This is a genomic window from Brevundimonas sp. AVps23W, from assembly GCF_058681395.1.
On the sequence record NZ_CM178738.1, the window covers coordinates 1,153,242 to 1,172,710 of the forward strand.

Below are 19,469 nucleotides of genomic sequence, written 5' to 3' on the forward strand. Positions count from 1 at the left end.
ATCGCCCCCTCAGGCCAAGGAGAGTTTTACGTCGTCGCTGGATTGGGGCCGGCCCGGTCGGCGGTGCGATCAATCGCCGCCTGATGGGCCTCGGGCGAGCCGGCGGCGGGGGGGCGGGGCCGTCCGCCCATCCGGTCGGTGAACAGGAAGACGAAGGGATTCAATGAGATCGACAGCAGGGCGGCGGCCAGGATCAGGTCGTGGGTCTCGCGACTCAGCGCCCCCAGGTTGACCCCCAGGGCGGCCAGGATGAAGGAGAATTCGCCGATCTGGGCCAGGGCGGCCGCCACCGTCAGACCAATGGGGCGGTCCAGTTTGAAGGCCTTGGTGATGACCAGGGCGGCGGCCGACTTGCCGATGATGATGATGCCCAGCACGCCCAGCACGGCCCAGGGCTGACGCACCAGGATCATCGGGTCGAACAACATGCCGACCGAGACGAAGAACAGCACGGCGAAGGCGTCGCGCAGGGGCAGGGACCGTTCGGCGGCGTTATGGCCCAGAGGCGAGGCGTTCATCACCAGCCCGGCCAGGAAGGCGCCGAGCGCGAACGAGTGGAACAGATAATAGGCCAGCCAGGCGATGCCGAGGGCGATGGCCAGGACGCCCAGGGTGAAGAGTTCGCGCGACCGGGTATGGGCGATGCGGATCAGAAGCCAGGGCACCAGCTTGCCGCCCAGGACCAGCATGGCGACGACGAACAGCACGACCTTCAGCAGGGTCCAGCCGACATTCAGGCCCAGGGCCGCCAGATCGGTCTGGGCGCCGACGGGCAGAATGACCATCGGCAGCATGACCAGGGCGATGACGATGACCAGATCCTCGACGATCAGCCAACCCACGGCGATGCGGCCGATCTCGCCCTTGACCTGTTTACGCTCTTCCAGGGCGCGCAGCAGGACCACGGTGGAGGCGACGGACAGGGCGAAACCCATCAACAGGGCCTCGACGTCGCCGAGCTGAAGCACGAACCGGCCTAGGGCCCAGCCGAGGGCCGTGGCGACGCCGATCTGGACCAGGGCGCCGGGGATGGCCACCTTGCGGACCTGCATCAGATCCTTGGGCGAGAAGTGCAGCCCGACCCCGAACATCAGCAGGATGACGCCGATCTCGGCCAGCTGGGGCGCCAGTTGGGTGTCGGCGACGAAGCCGCCCGTATAGGGACCGACGACGACGCCCGCGACCAGATAGCCGACCAGGGGCGACAGTTTCAGGCGATTGGCCAACATGCCGAACACGAAGGCGAGGACGAATCCTCCGACCAGGGTGAGGATCAGGCTGTCGGCATGCGGCATTAAGGCTCCTGTCGCGGGCGGGGGGGCGATTTTGGGGTGGGTTTCAAGTGGGGGGCGGCGGCGCGTCTGACAAGATGACGCAGTGTCGCGTGGGGCATGCGTCTTCGCCTTCGCCGGTTTGGGGCGAAGTTCGGGGAGGGCGTGGGACGCCGGGTCTGCACCCGGGGTTTTGAGTTTTAAGTACCGTTTCGGCGCAGTCGTCGTCCCACGCGGTCGTTTTCCACACGCACTCCGGCTGGCGGCCCTCCTTTTAGAGCCTTGCCGGATCGGCGGGCCGCCTTGCGACGGCTTCGCCGGGGCGGACATGCCGACGAAGGTCGACAGCGGTCCGCTTTCCTAGGCGTGCGGCGAGCAGGAGACGGCATCCATCGCCGCCCCTAAGGACCCCGGCGGTCTCCTCCCCACCGGCTTCATCGCTCGACCACAGCCCCGCCGCCGTCAGGGCGCTGGATCCGACGCCCTCCCCATCGGCGGGGATGAGAGGATTATGCGGGAGGTTTGAGGGGTGATTAGAAGAGGGGGGTGAGATTCTGTTAGGGCGTTGAAATCGTTGAGGGGGAGGCAGCGTCATTGTGCGCGCTCACCTCTCCGCGCGCGAAGGCGCGGGGGGAAGACAGGTCGCGCTTGCGACCAGGCGGGGGCGACTCCGGCGGCGGTGATGACCCCAAGAGCTTCACACACCGAGTCGCCCCCTCCTGGCGCTCGCTGACGCTTCCGCCTGTCCTCCCCGTTCGCCTTCGCGAACGGGGAGGTGAGTGTGTGGAGGCAGCGTCATTGTGCGCGGTGCGGCGTCGAAGAGCCCCTTGTGTGTTGGCATTGTGATTGAATGTGGATGCGGGCGGCTGTTCACGCAGCCGCCCGCCGCGGCCTTGAACCCGTATACCCCCTGGTCGAGAGACCGTGACGGAGCCTGGGTCAGGCTGTGATCTTCCAAACCCGAACAGTTGCACGGGACGAGGATCCCGCACTGGCAAGGAAGGGTCGCAAGATGACACAGGATAGAGTGTTTGTCGGCATTGATGTGAGCAAGGCGAGGCTGGATGTCGCCCTGACGACGGGCGAGGTCTGGTCGGTGAGCAATGATCGGGCGGGCTGGAGCGCCTTGATCGACCAACTCCAAACGATCAGGCCTGAAGCCGTCGGGCTGGAGCCTTCGGGCGGCTACGAACGGGACCTGGTCGAGGCCTTGACGCAGGCCGGCCTAGCGGTGCGGCGGGTGGAGGCCGGTCGGGTGCGCGCCTTCGCGGGTGTTCTGGGCCTGAAGGCCAAGACCGATCTGATCGACGCCCAACTGATCGCCCGCTTCGTCCAGACCCTGCCGGGACGGACGGTGGAGCCCAACGCCCGCGCCCAGGCTCTGGCTGAGTTGGTCGATGCCCGCCGCGCCCTGTGCGAGGAACAGGTTCGGGTCCGCAATCAGGTCGAACAGGTGCGCGACCCAATGCTGCGCCGCATGGCCGCCCGCCGCCTGAACCGGATGAAGGCCGACGTCGTGCTGCTGGAGAAGCGTCTGGCCGCCACCGTCGCCGCCGATCCCGACCTGGCCGAACGCGACAGGTTGATGCGCTCGGTCCCCGGCGTCGGCCCGGTGTTGAGCTGGACCCTGATGGCCCACCTGCCCGAACTTGGTCGGCTGAGCCACAAGCAGATCGCCGCCCTCGTCGGCGTCGCCCCCTATGACCGCCAGAGCGGATCCTTGAAGGGCCGAAGCATGATCCGAGGCGGACGCGCCGTGGTCCGCAACGTCGCCTATATGGCCGCCCTGATCGGGGCCCGCCACAACCCTGTCCTGGCCGTTATGAAACAGCGCCTCGCCGCAAAGGGAAAACCCGGAAAGGTCATCCTTGTCGCCCTGATCAACAAGCTGATGACCCTGCTCAACGCCGTCGTCCGCGACCGTTCCGAATGGAGGATCGCAACCCACTGACAAACACAGTTGCTCCGTCTCGCCGCTGCGCGTCGAGCCACCTCCCCACTGCGTGGGGAGGAGACAGGTGGTCTGTGCGTCTCCTCCCCGCTTTGCGCGGTGGTGGAGGGGGTCTTAGCCGCGAATTCGCTCTCGAGCCTTGAGCGCGCTGCGCCCTAGAACCAGCCGTTGCGGCGCCAGCGGGCGTCGCCGCGGTAGCGGTCGTCGGGGATGTAGCGGCCGTCGCGGTCGTACCAGCCGTAGCCTTGTTGGTAGCGGTCGTAGCCGTCGAGGGCGTAGCCGTGGTCGTAGTATTGGCCGTCCTCGGCTTCCCACCAGTCGCGGGGGTAGGGGGTTTGCTGACACTCGTAATCGCGGCTGCGATTGCCCCAGGACGGGGCGTAGCGGTCGCGGTAGCGGCTTTCGAAGCGGGGGCGGCACAGGTCGCGCGACCAGACGCGGTTGTCGTGGGCTTCGATGTTGGCGCGGTCCTCGGCGTAGATGGCGTCGCGGACGCCGGCGAAACTGTTGCCGGTGACGACGGCGCGGCCCGAGGCGGCGGCGACGCCGACCTGGTTCACGCGGACGCGGTTCTGATCGAACAGCAGCTCGCCGTTATAGAGGACGGCGCCCTTGTCGCCCTTGCAGATCCGGCTGTTGGAGACCGAGACCGAGGCGCCCTCGACCGCCACGCCCTCGACATAGCCGCAGATCTTGGCGTTGCTGATGGCGACCTGGCCGTAGTCGCGCGAGGATCGGACGATGACGCCGATGGCGCGGGGGCCGAAATTGTTCGGCTGGTCCGAGCCGAGCAGGGTGACCGAGGTCAGGGTGGAGGGGGCGCCCGAGCCCGGCGTCAGATCGACGCCCGACTGGGCCCCGGTGATGGCCAGTTCGTACAGGGTGGCGGCGGCGCCGTCGGCGACGATGGCGGCCGAGACGGTGCGGGCGTCGATCAGGACGTCGCGCAGGTCCAGCAGGCCGCCGTCGGCGTAGATGGCGGCCTCGTCCCCGGCGTGGCGGAAGCCGACCCGGCTCATGACGATCTCGGCGTTGTAGCCGACCACGCAGGCGGCGTCGCCGGCGCGGGGCGAGGCGAAGACCAGGTCGCGCACCTCGACCCGGACGCCGGGGGCGACGGTCAGGCAGGGCAGGCCATCCGGCGCCTGGAGGGTCGGGGTCGCCGCATCCCAGCGGCGCGGATCAAAGCCGCTGTCGCCGATGATGGTCATCGGCTTGTCGATGTTCAGCCAGCCGACGCAGGCGCCGGCCTTGGCCCGGATGATCAAGGTGCCGCCGGGGCGCACGCGCTGGACCGCGCTTTCGATCGCGCCGGAGCCGGGATTGCCGCCGCAATCGACCAGGACGACCTCTTCCTGATGAGGGGGGCGGGGCAGGGGACGCCAGTCGGGGCCGCGATAACGGCCGTAGTCGTAGCGGCGATGGGCGCGCGGCCGGCTGCGGGTCGGCGGGTCCAGCAGGACGCCGAAGTTGGGCCGGGTCTGGGCCTCGACTTTTGCGGCGACCTGGGCCTGAACCGGGTCGGGCAGGGCCGAAAGGGTGGATAGGGCGAAGGCCGCGAGGAGCGAGACTTTCGCGAGCGAGCGGATGTTCATGCGACCAGACCCTCCCTGTTAACGGCGCTGTTGTTGGGCGCGGGACACCTGGGACAGCAGGGCCTGCAGGCGCGAGGCCGAGGGGCCGAAGCCCGACAGCGCGGATTCGATGCGGAAGGCGACGGCGTCGGCCTTGTCCTGATCCGCCACCCCGGCGACACCGAGGGCGAAATAGGTGGACATGGCGAACTTGGCCTCGGGGCTGCCCTGGCGGGCCGCCTCGCTGAACCATTTGAACGAGCGGGCGTAGTCGGCGGGCAGGCCGATCCCCTCGGCGTACATGACCGCCAGGACCAGCTGGGCCTCGGACGAGCCGTTGACCGCCGCCAGCTGAATGGCGCGGACCCGTTCGACCGGGGACAGCCGGCTTTCGGTCGCATGGCCGATCATGGCTTCGAAGGCCTCGATCTGTTGGCGGGACAGCTGTTCGGGGGCCGCGACGACCTCTTGCGTCACGCCGAGATAGCGCAGGGCGCGGCCGACATGGACGAAGGGCAGTTCGCCCTGAAGCCGCGATAGGGCGTATTCATAGGCGTCGCCGCGCGGGCGGCTCTCGTCCGAGAAGGGCACGCCCGAGGCCGGGGCCTCCAGCGGGTAGAATTCGAACGGCGGGGTCCACTGGCGGGCCTTGGCCTCGACGAAGCCGGCGTACTGGGCGCGGCCGGGCGAGGAGCGTTCGAAGTCCTTCATCAGCACATAGGCGCCGACGTCGCCGGTCTGGACCGCCAGATAGTTGTAGAGGTAGGCGTCTACGTCGTTGCGCTGGAACAGGTTGACCGCCGCCCAGTAGCCGCCGTGCGAGCGGGGCTGATTGAGGCTCTTGCCGTCGGGCTTGCGGCCGAGCGCCTCGCGGGCCTCGCGATTGTCGGCGGGTTCGCCGAACGGGCCGTAGAGGCCGTCGTGCAGGCGGGCCAGGGTGCGGTAGCCCTCGGCGTCCTGGGTGGACAGGATGTAGATGACGCGGTCGCGCACCGCCTCCTGCTCCTCGCGGCTCATCCGCGACAGCTGGCGGTCCAGCACCTGATAGGCGCGGTGGCGTTCGAAGGCGCGGCAGTCGTCGTATTTCGACAGGGGGCGCAGGCCGCCGCCGAACAGGCCGCCCTTGCGGTCGACCCCGTTGATCGGGGCGTAGCCCTCGTCATTGGCCAGGGCCATGGCGTACCAGACCGAGCTTTCGATCGGGTCTTCGATATTCTTGTCGGTGGCGCGGACGGCGGCGTAGCGCGCGCCCAGCTCCAACTGGGCGAAGACGTCGCCGCGGAAGGCGGCGCGGCGCAGATGGCGCAGGCCCGCCTCCTGGGCATTGAACTCGGACCCCGTCACCGAGGCCGGGCGGGGGCAGGACAGTGCGGCCTCGTTCTGGCCGCCACGCCGCCATAAGGCGGGGGCGCCGTCGCCGCAGCTGGCCAGCAGCAGGACGGCGATCAGCAGGACCAGAACCGCCACGGCGCCGCCGGCCAGGGGCATGCGATGCCGCTGGAGCCGGGACGGACCGCGATCCGCATTGTCGTACTCCCCCATACGTTCCTGTCGCTCCCGAAAGTCCACTCATCGACGCGACGCAGGGCGGCGCGCAGGCGCCGACAGGTCAGACCGTCAAACATGGTTAACGATGTTTTGCGACAAAGGGGCGCCACAGCAAGCGCCAATTTCGGGGTCTTCGAACCTTGTTGTGCGATTTCTGATATTTAAGAAATTGACCTTTCTGGGCCGAGGCTCGCTTCCGGGCGACCCGCCGCCTATATCGGCTCCGAATCGAAGGAGCCGCCCATGTCCTATGTCGCCCGCGACGACCGCCCCGCCGACAAGGCGGACCGCTATGCCGAGGTCGAGGCCGAGATTCTGGCCGTGCTGGACGGGGAGCCCAATGCGACGGCGCGGATGGCGACCGTGGCCTCGATGCTGGCCGACGCCTTCGATCATTATTTCTGGACGGGCTTCTATGTGGTGGCGCCGGACAAGACGCCGGATGGGGCGGACGAGCTGGTGGTCGGGCCGTATCAGGGGACGCTGGGTTGCCTGCGGATCGCCTTCGGGCGCGGGGTGTGCGGGGCGGCGGCGGCGACGCGGCGGACCCAACTGGTCGAGGACGTTCACGCCTTCCCCGGCCATATCGCCTGCGACAGCCGCTCGGCCAGCGAGATCGTCGTGCCGGTGCTGGACGCGGCGGGCGACCTGATCGCCGTGTTCGACGTGGATGCGACGACGCCGGCCGCCTTCGACGCCGTGGATCAGGCCGGGCTGGAGCGGCTGATGGCCAAGGTCTTCGCCGCCGGTTGAGCGGAAACAGGGGGAAGGGATGGAGGACGAGATGATGCAGCGGGTGATGGTGATTACCGGCGGGCACGGGATGCTGGGCCGGGCCGTGCTGGAGGCTGCGCAGGCGGCGGGGCTGGCGGTCGCGGTCATCGACCATGCCGAGGGTCATCCGGTCCCGGCCGGGGTGCTGGAGATCGGCGGGGTGGACCTGACCGACGCGGCCCAGGCTGAGGGGGCCGTGGCCTCTGTGATCAGCCGGTTCGGGCGGCTGGACGTGCTGGCCAATATCGCCGGCGGCTTCGTCTGGCAGACGACGGAGGATGCGGCGCCGGCCTGGGACCGGATGCAGGCGCTGAACCTGACCACCGCCCTGAACGCCAGCCGCGCGGCCCTGCCGTATCTGAAGGCGGCGAGCGACGGGCGGATCGTCAATGTCGGCTCGGCCGCCGCGCTGAAGCCCGGCGCAGGCATGGGGGCCTATGGGGCGGCCAAGCTGGGGGTTCACGCCCTGACCCAGGCCCTGGCGGAGGAGCTGAAAACGACGGCGGTGACGGTCAACGCGGTCCTGCCCTCGATCATCGACACCCCGGCCAACCGCAAGGACATGCCGGACGCCGATCCGGCGACCTGGGTGGCGCCGGTCGATCTGGCGGCGGTGATCCTGTTCCTGGCCTCGCCCGAGAGCCGGGCCATGACCGGGGCGCTGGTGCCCGTGACGGGGCGGGTCTGATGCGGGGCGATCTGGTCCGCAGCGTCCTGTATCTGCCGGCGTCGAACGCGCGGGCGGTGGAGAAGGCGCGGACGCTGGATTGCGACGTGGCCATTCTGGACCTGGAGGACGCCGTGGCGCCCGAGGCCAAGGTCGAGGCGCGAGCGGCGGCGGTGGCGGCGGTGAAAGCGGGGGGCTTCGGGCCGAGGCTGGGCGTGCGGATCAACGGGTTGGACACCGAATGGGGCGAGGACGATCTGGACGCCCTGGCCCAGGCGGGCGCCGGCCTGATCGTCGCGCCTAAGGTGGAGACGGTGGAGACGGTCCATGCGATCTCGGCTCGTGCGCCAGGGGCGGCGCTGTGGGCCATGATCGAGACGCCGCGCGGCCTGATCGCGTTGAACGACATTGCGGCGGCGGGCGGGCGGCTGGACGGGCTGATGCTGGGGGTCAACGACCTGGCCAAGGCGCTGGGGACGGGCGCAGCGCCGGATCGCGAGCCGTTCAAGCCTTGGCTGGCGGCCCTGGTGGTGGCGGCGCGGGCGCATGGGCTGCTGGCGGTGGACGGGGTGTTCAACCGGATCGAGGATGTGGACGGCCTGGCGGTCGAGGCGGCGCAGGGGCGGCTGTATGGGTTTGACGGCAAGAGCCTGATCCACCCCTCGCAGATCGCCGCCGCCAACGCCGCCTTCTCGCCGTCTGAGGCGGAGGTCGCCCAGGCCCGCGCCGTGGTCGAGGCCTTCGCCGCGCCGGAGGCCGAAGGGCGGGGCGCGATCCGGGTGGGGGGCGCGATGGTGGAGCGCCTGCACCTGACCCAGGCCGAGGCCGTGCTGGCGCGACACGCCAAGGCGCAGACCTAGACCGCGGCCGGATTACAGCGGCGCCAATCCACAGGTCCTGCGCCGGTTAAGCATCTTCCCGGATTGAGAGACTCGCTCGGCAGGCGAATGGAGGGAAGGGTTTTCGATCGGAGGTCGGCATGGGCGGCCCTGACATTGAGCGTGATCCGGATGACGCGAGCCGAACCTACTGGCGGGTGATCGGCTGGGGCGGCGCGTTGATCGTCTCGCTGCTGGTCTGGACGGCGGTGTTCTGGCTGGTCGGGCAGGGCGCGGATCATCAGCGGCGTTGCGAATATGGAGCGACGATCTCGGCCTCGTGCCCAACGACGCACCAAGGCTAGTTTCATAATCCCCGAGGACGCTGTAGGAAGCCCGCCCTTCAAGGAGCCGGGTCATGACCACGCCACAACCGCTGACGATCGGCATCGACTTCGGCACGACCAATTCGGTGGTCGCGGTGGCGGACCCGACGACGGGCGCCGTGCTGGTGCAGTTTGCGGTGGAGGGGGGCGAAAGCTCGACCTTCCGCTCGGCCCTGAGCTTCCAGTTCCATGCGGCCGAGGGCGAGGGGCGGCCCGAGCGGGTGGTCGAGGCCGGGCCCTGGGCCATCGAGGCCTATGTCGACGATCCGCACGACACCCGTTTCATCCAGTCGTTCAAGACCTTCGCCGCCAGCGCCGCCTTCACCGAGACGCGGATTCACGACCGGCGCTATACGTTCGAGGACCTGCTGGCGGCCTTCCTGCTGAAGCTGCGTCAGCACGCGGGGGCGGCCATGGCCGACCTGCCGCCGCGCGTCATCGTGGGCCGGCCCGTGACCTTCGCCGGGGCGCGGCCGGACGAGGCCCTGGCGCTGGAGCGATATGAGACCGCGTTTCGCCGGCTGGGTTTCGAGGACGTGCGCTACGCTTATGAGCCTGTCGGGGCCGCCTTCTATTTCGCGCGGACCCTGAAGCAGGATGCGACGGTGCTGGTCGCCGACTTCGGCGGGGGCACCAGCGACTTTTCCATCATCCGCTTTGAACGGACGCCCGACGGGCTGAAGTCCACGCCCCTGGCGCGGTCGGGGGTCGGGGTGGCGGGCGACGCCTTCGACTATCGGATCATCGACAATCTGGTCTCGCCGGAACTGGGCAAGGGCAGTTTCTACGCCAGTGTGGGCAAGACCCTGCCGGTGCCGCAGCGCTATTATTCCGCCTTCGCCCGCTGGGATCAGCTGGCCCTGCTGCGGGCGTCGCGGGACATGCGCGACATCCGGGGCCTGGCCACGACCTCGCTGGAGCCCGAGAAGATCGACCGGCTGATCGAGGTGCTGGACGACAATCACGGCCATGCCCTGTACCGCGCGGTCTCGACCCTGAAACAGGATCTGTCGGCGGCCGAGGCGGCGGACTTTTCGTTCGTGGCCGGCGATGTGCGGATCGAAAAGCCGGTCACGCGGGCCGAGTTCGAGACCTGGATCGCGCCCGAACTGACCGCCATCGAAACCGCGTTGGATGAGGCGCTGGAGGAGGCGATGCGCGTTTCGGGCCTGGCGCCGGAGGGGATCGACCGGGTCTTCCTGACCGGCGGCACCTCCCTGACCCCGGCCGTGCGGACAATGTTCCATCGCCGGTTCGGAACGGAGCGGATCGAGACCGGCGGCGAGTTCGAATCCATCGCCGCCGGCCTGGCCTTGATCGGTCTTCAGCCGGATGTGGAGCGGTGGACGCAGGGGGCGTGAGCCCCGTTTGTCACCCGCGCCCCGTCCGTTATCCCCCCCATCCGTCACCCTCGCCCCGCCCGTCACCCTCGGACTTGTTCCGAGGGCCTACGCTGGACGCGGGCAGGAACGGCGGGACCGTGGGTTTGCTCTAACCGTCGCTGCGGCGGAAAGGTGGGCCCTCGGAACAAGTCCGAGGGTGACGGGAAGATGGGGCTGGCGCTGATCTGTCTTCAGCTGGATGTGGAGCGGTGGACGCAGGGGGCGTGAGCCCCGATTGTCACCCGCGCCCCGTCCGTTATCTCCCCCGCCCGTCACCCTCGCCCCGCCCGTCACCCTCGGACTTGTTCCGAGGGCCTACGTCGGACCCGGTCAGGAACGGCGGGACCGTGGGTTTGCTCTAACCGTCGCTGCGGCGGAAAGGTGGGCCCTCGGAACAAGTCCGAGGGTGACGGGAGGATGGGGCTGGCGCTGATTGGCCTTCAGCCGGATGTGGAGCGGTGGACGTAGGGGGCGGGCCCAGTTCAGTCGGCGCGGCGCGCGTCTTGCGCCATGCGGTCCGCGTCGCGGTCCATTTCGTCGGCTTTGGCGGGAAGGGTGGCGGCGACGGCGAGGAGTTCGGCGTCGGTGATGCGGTTGCCGCGCGAGCGGTTGTCGGCGATCTGACGGGCGCGGTAGGCGGGGTCGCGAAGGCGGACGGCTTCGGCTCGCATCTCCTGAGCGCCCTTGCGCATCTGTTCGGCGCCCAGGGCCATCTGGCGGCGGGCGTCCACGCGGGCGCTGGCGGCCTGGAGCCGGGCCTGCTCACCCATGCGCCGCGCCTTTTCGCCTTCGACGCGGGCCTGTTCGCCCCGGACACGGGCCTGGGCGGCGTGAGCGCGGGCCTGGGCGCCGTCGATGCGGGCGATTTCGGCCCGGGCGCGGCTTTCTTCGGCTTGGCGACGGCTTTCGGCGGCGTTGCGACGGGCCTCTGCGGCGTGGGCGCGGGCCTGCTCAGCCTGGGCGCGGGCGTCGGCTGCGGCGCGTTCCGCTTCCGGCGAGGGGACGCCGCCGCTGTAGGTGTAGCTGTAGCTTGAGCGGAAGACGGGCGGCGCCGGGGGAGCGGGGGGCGCCGGGGGAGCCGGAGGCGCGGGAGGCGCGGGCGGCACGACCAGGGACGGCGGTGCGGGCGGTTCCGGCGGGGCGGGCGGGGCCGGAGGTTGGGCCGGCTCGGGCGTTTCAGGCGGCGGGGGCGGACTGGCGTAGTCCTGGCGGCTCAGCTCGAGCGCGGCGAGAGGCGTGGCGACGGCGGCGAGGGCGGCGACGGTCAGGGCGACGGTCAGCGGGCGACGGCGGGCGTTTGTGTTCGACATGATGCAGGCGATCCTTGTCTTCAGGGTGCGGGCGTCGGCGGCCATGGGGCTGGCGGCGCAAGGGATGGAGCGGGGGACGGGATGGGCGGCCAGGCGGACCAGGGCGCGGGCGTAGACCTGACGGTCCACGGTGGTCAGGGCGTCGGCGTCGGCGGCCTCTTCGGTGCGGGCGACCAGGTCGAGGTGGAGGGCCCAGACCAGGGGATTGAACCAGAACAGGGCCAGGCTGAGCCGCGACAGAACCAGGAAGACCCAGTCCTTGCGCCGCAGATGGGCCAGTTCGTGGGCGAGGATGGCGGGGGCGGCCTGGCGTTCGGCCAGGCTGGTCGGATCGACCAGGATGACGCCGGGCGCGGCGCCCCAGCTGAGCGGACCTGACAGGCGGTCGTTGGCGATCAGGCGCGGCGGTTGGCCGGTGGTCTGGGTGTCCAGCGCGGTGCGCCAGGCGGGGCATTTGACGGGGCGGCCTTCGTGGGTCCAACGGTCCAGGGTGTGCAGGCCCAAGAGCAGCCGTCCGGCGACCGCCGCGACGCCGATCAGCCAGACCAGGCCGACGATCAGGGCGGGGGTGGGCCAGGGCAGGGCGCCGGAGATTTCGACACCGGCGACGGGGCCGACCTCGCCCTGCCACATGGGCAGATTTTGGGGCGTGATGAGAGGCTCGGCGGCGGGCAGCAGGGCCAGTTTCAGCGATGGCAGGACCGCCATGATCACCGGCAGGGCCAGCAGCAGACAGGTCACGCCGCGCAGGATGTCGACCCGGTCGACCGGCCGCTGGGCCAGAAGACGCGAACAGACCAGGCCGGCGCCGGCGATCAGGCTGGACTTGACCAGCAGCGAAAGGAGGAGGGCCCAGGTCACGACTCGCGCTCCACGGATTCGTCGATGATGCGCTCGAGCGCGGCGGCTTCCTGCGGCGTCAGCTTCTGGCCCAGGCCCAGCAGGGCGGTGGCGGCGCTGGCGGCCGAGCCGGCGAAGAAGGTGTCGATCATCCGTTGCAGAGCGCCGGCGGCGACGGCCTCGGTGCGCTGGACCGGGCTGTAGACATAGCCGTCGGGGCCAGGGGCGCGTTCGATCAGACCCTTGGCCTCCAGCCGCGACAGCAGGGTGCGGACGGCGGAGTCGCTGATCGGGTCGGACAGGGCGTTGCGGACGGCGGCGGCGGCGCCCTTCTCGAGCCGACACAGGGTCTCGAAGACCTCGCGTTCGCGGCGGGGCAGGGATTCGATCATGAGGCTGTTCCCGTGGCTGTTGACGCTACATTTGTAGCGCTACATGCGTAGCGGATTGGGGCGGGAATGAGGCGGGTGGATGAACTCGCGGTAGGGTGGGAATCCCACGCATCATTTAGAGCATGGCTCGCTTTGACGGAATCGGGATTCCCAAGTTTGCGGTGATCTGATTCAACATCCGTGCTGGATGGGAGGCCAGCCCGGATGACGGCTCCTTATTCGATGGATCTTCGTGAGCGAGCGTTGGCGCGTAAGGCGGAGGGCGAGACACACCGGGAGATCGCGGCGGCGCTTCGGATCAGTCCGTCTTGCGTGTCCAAGTGGACGAAGCGAGTTGGAGAGACAGGTTCGGTGGCGCCGGGCCAGGTCGGCGGCCACAAGCCTCGCACGCTGTCAGGAGACTGCGCCGAATGGCTGCGCACCCGCATCGCCTCAGGGCCGTTCACGCTCAGAGGACTGACGGCCGAACTTGCCGCGCGCGGGATCAAGACCGGCCCTCGAGCGGTGTGGGTGTTCGTGCACGCTGAAGGACTGAGCTTCAAAAAAAACACTGCTGCCTGAGGAGCAGGCCCGGCCTGACGTCGCGCGCCGCCGCGCACGCTGGAAGGCGCATCAGGGGCGGATCGACCCGTCGCGACTGGTGTTCCTGGACGAGACCTGGGTCAAGACCAACATGGCGCCCTTGCGCGGCTGGGGGCCGAGGGGGCGACGCTTGAAGGGCCACTCGCCCTTCGGTCACTGGAAAACCCTGACCTTCATCGCCGCCCTGCGCCATGACCGGATCGACGCGCCCTGGGTTATCGATGGTCCGATCAACGGTGCGATCTTCCTCGTCTACATCGAGAAAATACTGGCTCCGACCCTGTCGCCTGGCGACGTCGTCGTCCTCGACAACCTCGGCAGTCACAAGGGCAAGGCCGCCCGCGCCGCTGTCAGGGCCAAAGGCGCACACATGATCTTCCTGCCCCCTTACTCCCCCGACCTGAACCCCATCGAACAGGTCTTCGCCAAGCTCAAACACCTCATGCGCAACGCCCAGCCCAGAACCATTGAAGCCACGTGGCGAAAGGCCGGAGAGATCATCAATCTCTTCAGCCCCGCCGAATGTGCGAACTACCTCGTCAACTCAGGATACGGTTCCGTGTGAAGGAATCACGCTCTAGGGGGGCGCATACGCACCCCACCTTCCGTCACCCTCGGACTTGTTCCGAGGGCCCACCTATCCGCCGCAACGACGCTTAGGGTTGTCGCACTGTCCCGCCTTTCCGGATCGCATCCGGCGTGGGCCCTCGGAACAAGTCCGAGGGTGACGGGGGTGGGGTGGGGGGCGGCGCGTGCGATTGCTTCGCTGGCGAAGGGTGACGGGAGGTGAAGGCTAGAGCGAAACCTCGCGCCGCTCGGCCGCGCTGCGCAAGCCCGCGTCGAGGATGCGCATGACGGTCAGGGCCTGGGCGGCGGGGACGGGCGGGGGCGCTTCGCTCCGGATGGCGTCGCGCATGGCGGCGTAGAAGGCGGGGTAGTCGCCGCGTTCGGGCGTGGGGGTGGTGCGGAGGGTTTGGCCGTCGATCTGTTTCGTCAGGACGCCGGGCGAGGGGTCGAGGCCCCAGTCGGGGTGGCCGGGGCGGAGCCCGGCTTTGGACTGGCTCTCCTGAGCGTCGAGGCCGTGTTTGATGAAGCTGCCGCCTGTGCCGTGGACGACGTAGCGGAGGCTGGCCTCGGCGGCGAGGTGGCTCATGTTCAGGATGACCCGCAGCCGGTCGTAGCGCAGCAGGACGTGGGCGTAGTCGATGGCGGTGGCGCCGACGCGCTGGGCCTGGAGGTCGGCGTAGACGGCCAGGGGCGGGCCGAACAGCTGCACCGCCTGGTCGATCAGGTGCGGGCCCAGGTCGGCCCAGACGCCGCCGTCGCGCTGGTCCTTCCAGCGGTCGGTGACGGTGGGGCGGAAACGGTCGTAGTGGCTTTCGAATACGGCGATATCGCCCAGTTCACCCCCGGCGATCAGGCGGCGCAGGGTCAGGAAGTCGGCGTCCCAGCGGCGGTTCTGGAAGACGCTGAACACGCCGGGCGCATCGGCGACGACGGCGGCGACGGCTTGCGCGTCGGCCAGGGTGGCGGCGAAGGGCTTGTCCACCACCACCGATTTGTCGGCCTGAAGCGCGGCGATCGACTGTTCGGCGTGCAGCGCGTCGGGGGTGGCGACGACGATCAGGCCGATGTCGTCGCGGGCGAGCGCGGCGTCCAGGTTGGGCAGGACATCGACGTCCGGCAGGTCGGCGTGGACCGCATTCGGCCGCGACGAGACGACGGCGGTCAGGGTCAGGCCGGGGGTCGCCGCGATCAGGGGGGCGTGGAAGGTCTGGCCCGCCAGGCCGTAGCCGACGACGGCGACGCCGATGGGAGGATGGGAGGTCATGCCCCGATCAATAACGGTCCGGGCGCGGTCCATCCAGCACATAGGGCACCACCCCGCGCTCGTTCTCGGGCACGTGCAGGGCGCGGTCCAGGGGCGGGAAGGCGCGCTGGGTGCAGTCGGTGCGCTCGCAGATGCGGCAACTGACGCCGATCCGGGCGGCGGGGCCGTTCAGGTCCAGGCCGGCGGCGTAGACCAGGGACCCGGCGTGTTCGACCTCGCAGCCCAGGGACAGGGCGTAGCGGCGGTCGTTGGCGAGGTAGGAGCCGCTGGGCTTGGACACACTGCGGGCAATGGAGATGTAGCGCGAGCCGTCGGGCATCTCGGCCAGCTGGACCCCGATCCGGTCGGGCGTGGCGAAGGCTTCGTGGACGTTCCACAGAGGGCAGGCGCCGCCGAAGCGGGCGAACTGGAAGCGGGTGGCGCTGTGGCGTTTGGTGATGTTGCCGGCCATGTCCACGCGGGCGAAATAGAAGGGCACGCCGCGCCAGCCGGGCCGTTGCAAGTTCGACAGCCGATGGCAGACCTGTTCGAAACTGACCTGGAAGCGGGTGCGCAGTCGGTCGATGTCGTGTTTCTCGGCCCGCGCCGCCTCGAGGAAGGCGCGGTAGGGCAGCAGAAGCGCGCCGGCGGCGTAGTTGGCCAGGCCGACGCGGGCCACGTCGCGTGCGGCCTGGGTGCGGAAGGCGGCCTGGTCCAGCTCGGTCTCGATCAGGTCGCGGAAGGACAACAGGGCCAGCTGGTGGGCCAGCTGGAAGGACCGGGTCGCGCCGGGCAGCCAGGCGTCCAGGCTCAGGATCCGGCTGGCGGGGTCGTAGCGGCGCAGGGCCTCCTGGCCGGCGACATAGACGGTGCGCACCCCGTGCCGGTCGGCCAGCAGGGTCTCCAGCGCCCGTTCGATCGGGCCGTCCTGGGGGACCGCCGCCGCCAGGGCCTCGGCCGCCGTGTCCAGGCCGTCGACGTAGTTGTCGCGGTAGTGGAAGAAGTCGCGCACCTCTTCATAGGGCAGCAGGGCGACGCGGGCGCCCAGTTCGTCGCGGCCCAGGGTGTCGTCCAGCGCCTTCACCCGCTCGTCCAGCTGGCGGAAGGCCTGGTGCAGGGCCAGGAACTGGTGGGCCAGGCGGGGGGTGTTGGCGACGGCCTGTTTCAGCTCGGCCGCCGTCGGGGGTTCGGCCCCGCCGCTGACCGGGCCGGCGATGTCGGTGGTGGCCTCGCGCAGGTCGGCGATCAGGCGGGCGTCGCCCTCAAGATCGAACAGGCTGGCGTCGATATGGAAGGCGCGGGTCAGGGCGATCAGGACGCGGGCGGTGGCCGGGCGCTGATTGGTCTCGATCTGCGACAGATAGGAGGGCGACAGGCCCAGACGCTCGGCGCAGGCCTCCAGCGTCCAGCCGCGCGCTTCGCGCAGCTTGCGCAGTTTGGCGCCCAGAAAAAGCTTCTCAGCCATTCGCAAGTTTGCAGTTCATCGTTCCCGCCTTTGCAAGTCCGCGCAGTTCCGCACCTTTTGCAAAGTTGCGTTTGCCAATTTGCGATGAAGGCGCCACGCCTTGCCATTCGAACACAAGGCCGAAACCGATCATGACTCAAGCCATCCTTGAAGAACTGGAGCGTCGTCGCGCCGCCGCCAAACTGGGCGGTGGGGAAAAGCGTATCGCCGCACAGCACGCCAAGGGCAAGCTGACGGCGCGCGAACGCATCGACGTTCTGCTGGACGAGGGCTCCTTCGAGGAGACCGACATGTTCGTGGAACACCGCAGCCACGACTTCGGGATGGAGACGCAACGCATCCCCGGCGACGGGGTGGTGACGGGGCGCGGGACCATTGGCGGGCGTCTGGTCTATGTCTTCTCCAAGGATTTCACGGTGTTCGGCGGCAGCCTGTCGGGCGCCCATGCGGCCAAGATCGTCAAGCTGCAGAAGATGGCCCTGACCACCGGGGCGCCGATCATCGGCCTGTTCGACGCCGGCGGGGCGCGGATCCAGGAGGGGGTCGAGAGCCTGGCCGGCTACGCCGACATCTTCCTGCAAAACACCCTGGCCAGCGGCGTCATTCCCCAGATCAGCGTGATCATGGGGCCGTGCGCGGGCGGCGACGTCTATTCGCCGGCCATTACCGACTTCATCTTCATGGTGAAGGACACGAGCTATATGTACGTGACCGGCCCCGATGTGGTGAAGACGGTCACCAACGAGGTGGTCAGCCACGAGGACCTGGGCGGGGCGCGGGTCCATGCCGGCAAGTCGGGCGTGGCGGACGGGGCGTTCGAGAACGACCTGGAGGCCCTGTCGGAGGTGCGCCGCCTGATCGGCTTCCTGCCCCTGTCGAACCGCGAAAAGCCGCCGGTGCGCGAGAGCTATGACGAGCCGGAGCGGGACGAGCCGAGCCTGGACACCCTGATCCCGGCCAATCCGAACCAGCCCTATGACATGAAGGAGCTGATCCTGAAGGTGGTCGACGAGGCCGACTTCTTCGAGATCGGGGCCGACTTCGCCAAGAACATCATCTGCGGCTTCGGCCGGCTGGACGGCCAGACGGTCGGGATCGTCGCCAACCAGCCCCAGGTGCTGGCGGGGGTGCTGGACATCGATTCAAGCCGCAAGGCCGCGCGGTTCGTGCGCTTCTGCGACGCCTTTGACATTCCTCTGGTGACCCTGGTGGACGTGCCGGGCTTCATGCCGGGGACCAAGCAGGAATACGGCGCCCTGATCAAACACGGGGCCAAGCTGCTGTTCGCCTATGCCGAGGCGACCGTGCCGAAACTGACCCTGATCACGCGCAAGGCCTATGGCGGCGCATATGACGTGATGAGTTCGAAACACCTGCGCGGCGACGTCAACTACGCCTGGCCCACCGCCGAGATCGCGGTCATGGGCGCCAAGGGGGCGGTCGAGATCATCTTCCGCAAGGAGGCCGGCGATCCGGCGGCCCTGGCCGCGCGCGAGGCGGAGTACAAGGACCGGTTCGCCAATCCGTTCGTGGCGGCGGGGCTGGGCTATATCGACGACGTCATCATGCCGCATGGGACGCGGCGGCGGCTGGTGAAGGCGCTGCGGACGCTGAAGAACAAGGTCCAGGAGAACCCCTGGAAGAAGCACGATAATATTCCGCTGTGATGGGGACGCTCGGCGATATTGATCCGGCGGCGATCTATTGCTCCCGAAACGAGGACAGCGAACGGCTGATCCGAATGAACGCTTCACGTCCCGAGGAATGGTCCAACACAGATATCGACCTCACGATATGGCGCGCCACGACAACCATAATGTCGGAAAAGATAGTTGCTCGGATACTGCCCGAATTTTTGAGGCGAGTGATCCGCGAGCCTTACGCTGGCTGGATGACCAGTGGCGATGTCGTGCGCCAAAAGCTGGAGAGGTCTCATTTCGCGACCTGGGCCGAAGCTGACCGTGAAGCCGTTCTCGCGCTGCTGCCCCTCTATATCGCAACACCCGATACTGACTCTGAAAGCCTAGCCGTTTGGTTGGCCGCTTTTAGCCGTAAGGACACCTGAATGTTCTCCAAAATCCTCATCGCCAACCGGGGCGAGATCGCGGTTCGGATCATCAAGACCTGCCGCCGCATGGGCGTCGAGACGGTGCGGGCCTGTGCTGAGGTCGATTACAAGGATCGGTTCCAGGGGAACGCCTGGGTGACGCACGGCAATGGTCCGCTGTGATGGTCGTTCGTTTGTCCGCCACCCCCTTTCCGTCATCCTCGGGCTTGTCCCGAGGATCCATACGCTCGGTGTGGGCCGGTGCGCACCGGCCGCGACGGAGTCTATGGATCCTAGGCACAAGGCCTAGGATGACGGGGGTGGGGGAGCGTGTGTTGCGTCGCCTTGATGTTTCGTCCGGATGTCGGACGTCATCCCTCAATTCGTCATCCTCGGGCTTGTCCCGAGGATCCATACGCTCGGTGGGGGCCGGTGCGCACCGGCTTCGACGGAGTCTATGGATCCTAGGCACGAGGCCTAGGATGACGGTTAGGGGTGCGGGGATGACGGGGGTGGGGGAGCGTGTGTTGCGTCGCCTTGATGTTTCGTCCGGATGTCGGACGTCATCCCTCAATTCGTCATCCTCGGGCTTGTCCCGAGAGTCCATACGCTCGGTGTGGGCCGGTGAGCCCCGGCCGCGACGGAGTCTATG

Annotated in this window: 17 protein-coding genes and 1 pseudogene; 10 read left to right on the plus strand and 8 right to left on the minus strand. The window is 68.7% G+C overall.

Going from position 1 to position 19,469, the window contains the following annotated elements; translation table 11 throughout:
• Window positions 1-26: 26 nt before the first annotated feature.
• Entirely contained in the window at window positions 27-1,295 is a 1,269-nt protein-coding gene (locus ACW177_RS05660; RefSeq protein WP_492027642.1) for a cation:proton antiporter domain-containing protein, read from the minus strand.
• 988 nt (window positions 1,296-2,283) lie between these two features.
• Here ACW177_RS05660 and ACW177_RS05665 point away from each other — a divergent pair.
• The gene (locus ACW177_RS05665) at window positions 2,284-3,222 is read left to right on the plus strand and encodes an IS110 family RNA-guided transposase (RefSeq protein WP_492025775.1); all 939 of its coding nucleotides are present in this window, start codon (window positions 2,284-2,286) and stop codon (window positions 3,220-3,222) included.
• 155 nt (window positions 3,223-3,377) lie between these two features.
• Here the strand turns inward: ACW177_RS05665 and ACW177_RS05670 are convergent, their stop codons facing one another.
• Together ACW177_RS05670 and ACW177_RS05675 are read right to left on the minus strand one after the other, a co-directional pair.
• Window positions 3,378-4,817, minus strand: coding sequence for a right-handed parallel beta-helix repeat-containing protein (locus ACW177_RS05670; RefSeq protein ID WP_492027643.1), 1,440 nt, complete (start codon window positions 4,815-4,817; stop codon window positions 3,378-3,380).
• A gap of 18 nt (window positions 4,818-4,835) precedes the next feature.
• Window positions 4,836-6,338 (minus strand): tetratricopeptide repeat protein, encoded by a 1,503-nt coding sequence (locus tag ACW177_RS05675; protein ID WP_492027644.1) that lies wholly within the window; start codon window positions 6,336-6,338, stop codon window positions 4,836-4,838.
• A 249-nt stretch (window positions 6,339-6,587) separates the two neighbouring features.
• Here ACW177_RS05675 and ACW177_RS05680 point away from each other — a divergent pair, with 249 nt between their 5' ends.
• From ACW177_RS05680 to ACW177_RS05700, 5 genes are all read left to right on the plus strand, one after another.
• Window positions 6,588-7,097, plus strand: coding sequence for a GAF domain-containing protein (locus ACW177_RS05680; RefSeq protein ID WP_492027645.1), 510 nt, complete (start codon window positions 6,588-6,590; stop codon window positions 7,095-7,097).
• A 31-nt stretch (window positions 7,098-7,128) separates the two neighbouring features.
• Complete coding sequence (locus tag ACW177_RS05685; RefSeq protein ID WP_492027646.1) at window positions 7,129-7,806, plus strand: SDR family NAD(P)-dependent oxidoreductase; 678 nt, start codon at window positions 7,129-7,131, stop codon at window positions 7,804-7,806.
• A complete protein-coding gene (locus ACW177_RS05690; RefSeq protein ID WP_492027647.1) occupies window positions 7,806-8,645 on the plus strand; it encodes an HpcH/HpaI aldolase/citrate lyase family protein in 840 nt (279 codons plus the stop codon). The genes ACW177_RS05685 and ACW177_RS05690 overlap by 1 nt, the downstream gene beginning before the upstream one ends.
• A 119-nt stretch (window positions 8,646-8,764) precedes the next feature.
• A complete protein-coding gene (locus ACW177_RS05695) occupies window positions 8,765-8,968 on the plus strand; it encodes a hypothetical protein (RefSeq protein ID WP_492027648.1) in 204 nt (67 codons plus the stop codon).
• Window positions 8,969-9,021: 53 nt separating this feature from the next.
• Window positions 9,022-10,350 (plus strand): Hsp70 family protein, encoded by a 1,329-nt coding sequence (locus ACW177_RS05700; protein ID WP_492027649.1) that lies wholly within the window; start codon window positions 9,022-9,024, stop codon window positions 10,348-10,350.
• Window positions 10,351-10,853: 503 nt separating this feature from the next.
• On the opposite strand, the gene ACW177_RS05705 is transcribed toward ACW177_RS05700, so the two are convergent.
• On the minus strand, window positions 10,854-12,542 hold the full coding sequence (locus tag ACW177_RS05705; protein ID WP_492027650.1) for a M56 family metallopeptidase: 1,689 nt from the start codon (window positions 12,540-12,542) through the stop codon (window positions 10,854-10,856).
• Window positions 12,539-12,913 (minus strand): BlaI/MecI/CopY family transcriptional regulator, encoded by a 375-nt coding sequence (locus ACW177_RS05710; RefSeq protein WP_492027651.1) that lies wholly within the window; start codon window positions 12,911-12,913, stop codon window positions 12,539-12,541. Before ACW177_RS05710 ends, ACW177_RS05705 begins: the two co-directional genes overlap by 4 nt.
• A 204-nt stretch (window positions 12,914-13,117) precedes the next feature.
• Here ACW177_RS05710 and ACW177_RS05715 point away from each other — a divergent pair.
• Window positions 13,118-14,060, plus strand: a protein-coding gene (locus ACW177_RS05715; protein WP_267515012.1) for an IS630 family transposase whose coding sequence is annotated in 2 segments (ribosomal slippage) — window positions 13,118-13,453 and window positions 13,455-14,060 — 942 coding nt in all. Because the reading frame shifts where the segments join, the coding sequence is not laid out codon by codon here.
• A 228-nt stretch (window positions 14,061-14,288) separates the two neighbouring features.
• On the opposite strand, the gene ACW177_RS05720 is transcribed toward ACW177_RS05715, so the two are convergent.
• From ACW177_RS05720 to ACW177_RS05730, 3 genes are read right to left on the minus strand one after another with little or no spacing between them, the layout of a single operon-like run.
• Window positions 14,289-15,326 carry an oxidoreductase gene (locus ACW177_RS05720; RefSeq protein ID WP_492027652.1) on the minus strand — a complete coding sequence of 346 codons (1,038 nt, stop codon included), beginning with the start codon at window positions 15,324-15,326 and terminating at the stop codon, window positions 14,289-14,291.
• Window positions 15,327-15,333: 7 nt separating this feature from the next.
• The gene (locus ACW177_RS05725) at window positions 15,334-16,770 is read right to left on the minus strand and encodes a helix-turn-helix domain-containing protein (protein ID WP_492027653.1); all 1,437 of its coding nucleotides are present in this window, start codon (window positions 16,768-16,770) and stop codon (window positions 15,334-15,336) included.
• The gene (locus tag ACW177_RS05730; RefSeq protein WP_492027654.1) at window positions 16,763-16,903 is read right to left on the minus strand and encodes a hypothetical protein; all 141 of its coding nucleotides are present in this window, start codon (window positions 16,901-16,903) and stop codon (window positions 16,763-16,765) included. The genes ACW177_RS05725 and ACW177_RS05730 overlap by 8 nt, the downstream gene beginning before the upstream one ends.
• Between ACW177_RS05730 and ACW177_RS05735 the strand changes: the two genes are divergently transcribed.
• The 3 genes and pseudogenes from ACW177_RS05735 to ACW177_RS05745 all read left to right on the plus strand — a co-directional run.
• Window positions 16,902-18,437: an acyl-CoA carboxylase subunit beta gene (locus tag ACW177_RS05735; RefSeq protein ID WP_287104231.1), complete on the plus strand. Its 1,536-nt coding sequence runs from the start codon at window positions 16,902-16,904 to the stop codon at window positions 18,435-18,437. The genes ACW177_RS05730 and ACW177_RS05735 overlap by 2 nt on opposite strands.
• Entirely contained in the window at window positions 18,437-18,835 is a 399-nt protein-coding gene (locus ACW177_RS05740; protein ID WP_492027655.1) for a hypothetical protein, read from the plus strand. Before ACW177_RS05735 ends, ACW177_RS05740 begins: the two co-directional genes overlap by 1 nt.
• A pseudogene (locus tag ACW177_RS05745) lies at window positions 18,836-18,943 on the plus strand (biotin carboxylase N-terminal domain-containing protein); the annotation flags it as partial.
• Window positions 18,944-19,469 lie beyond the last annotated feature (526 nt).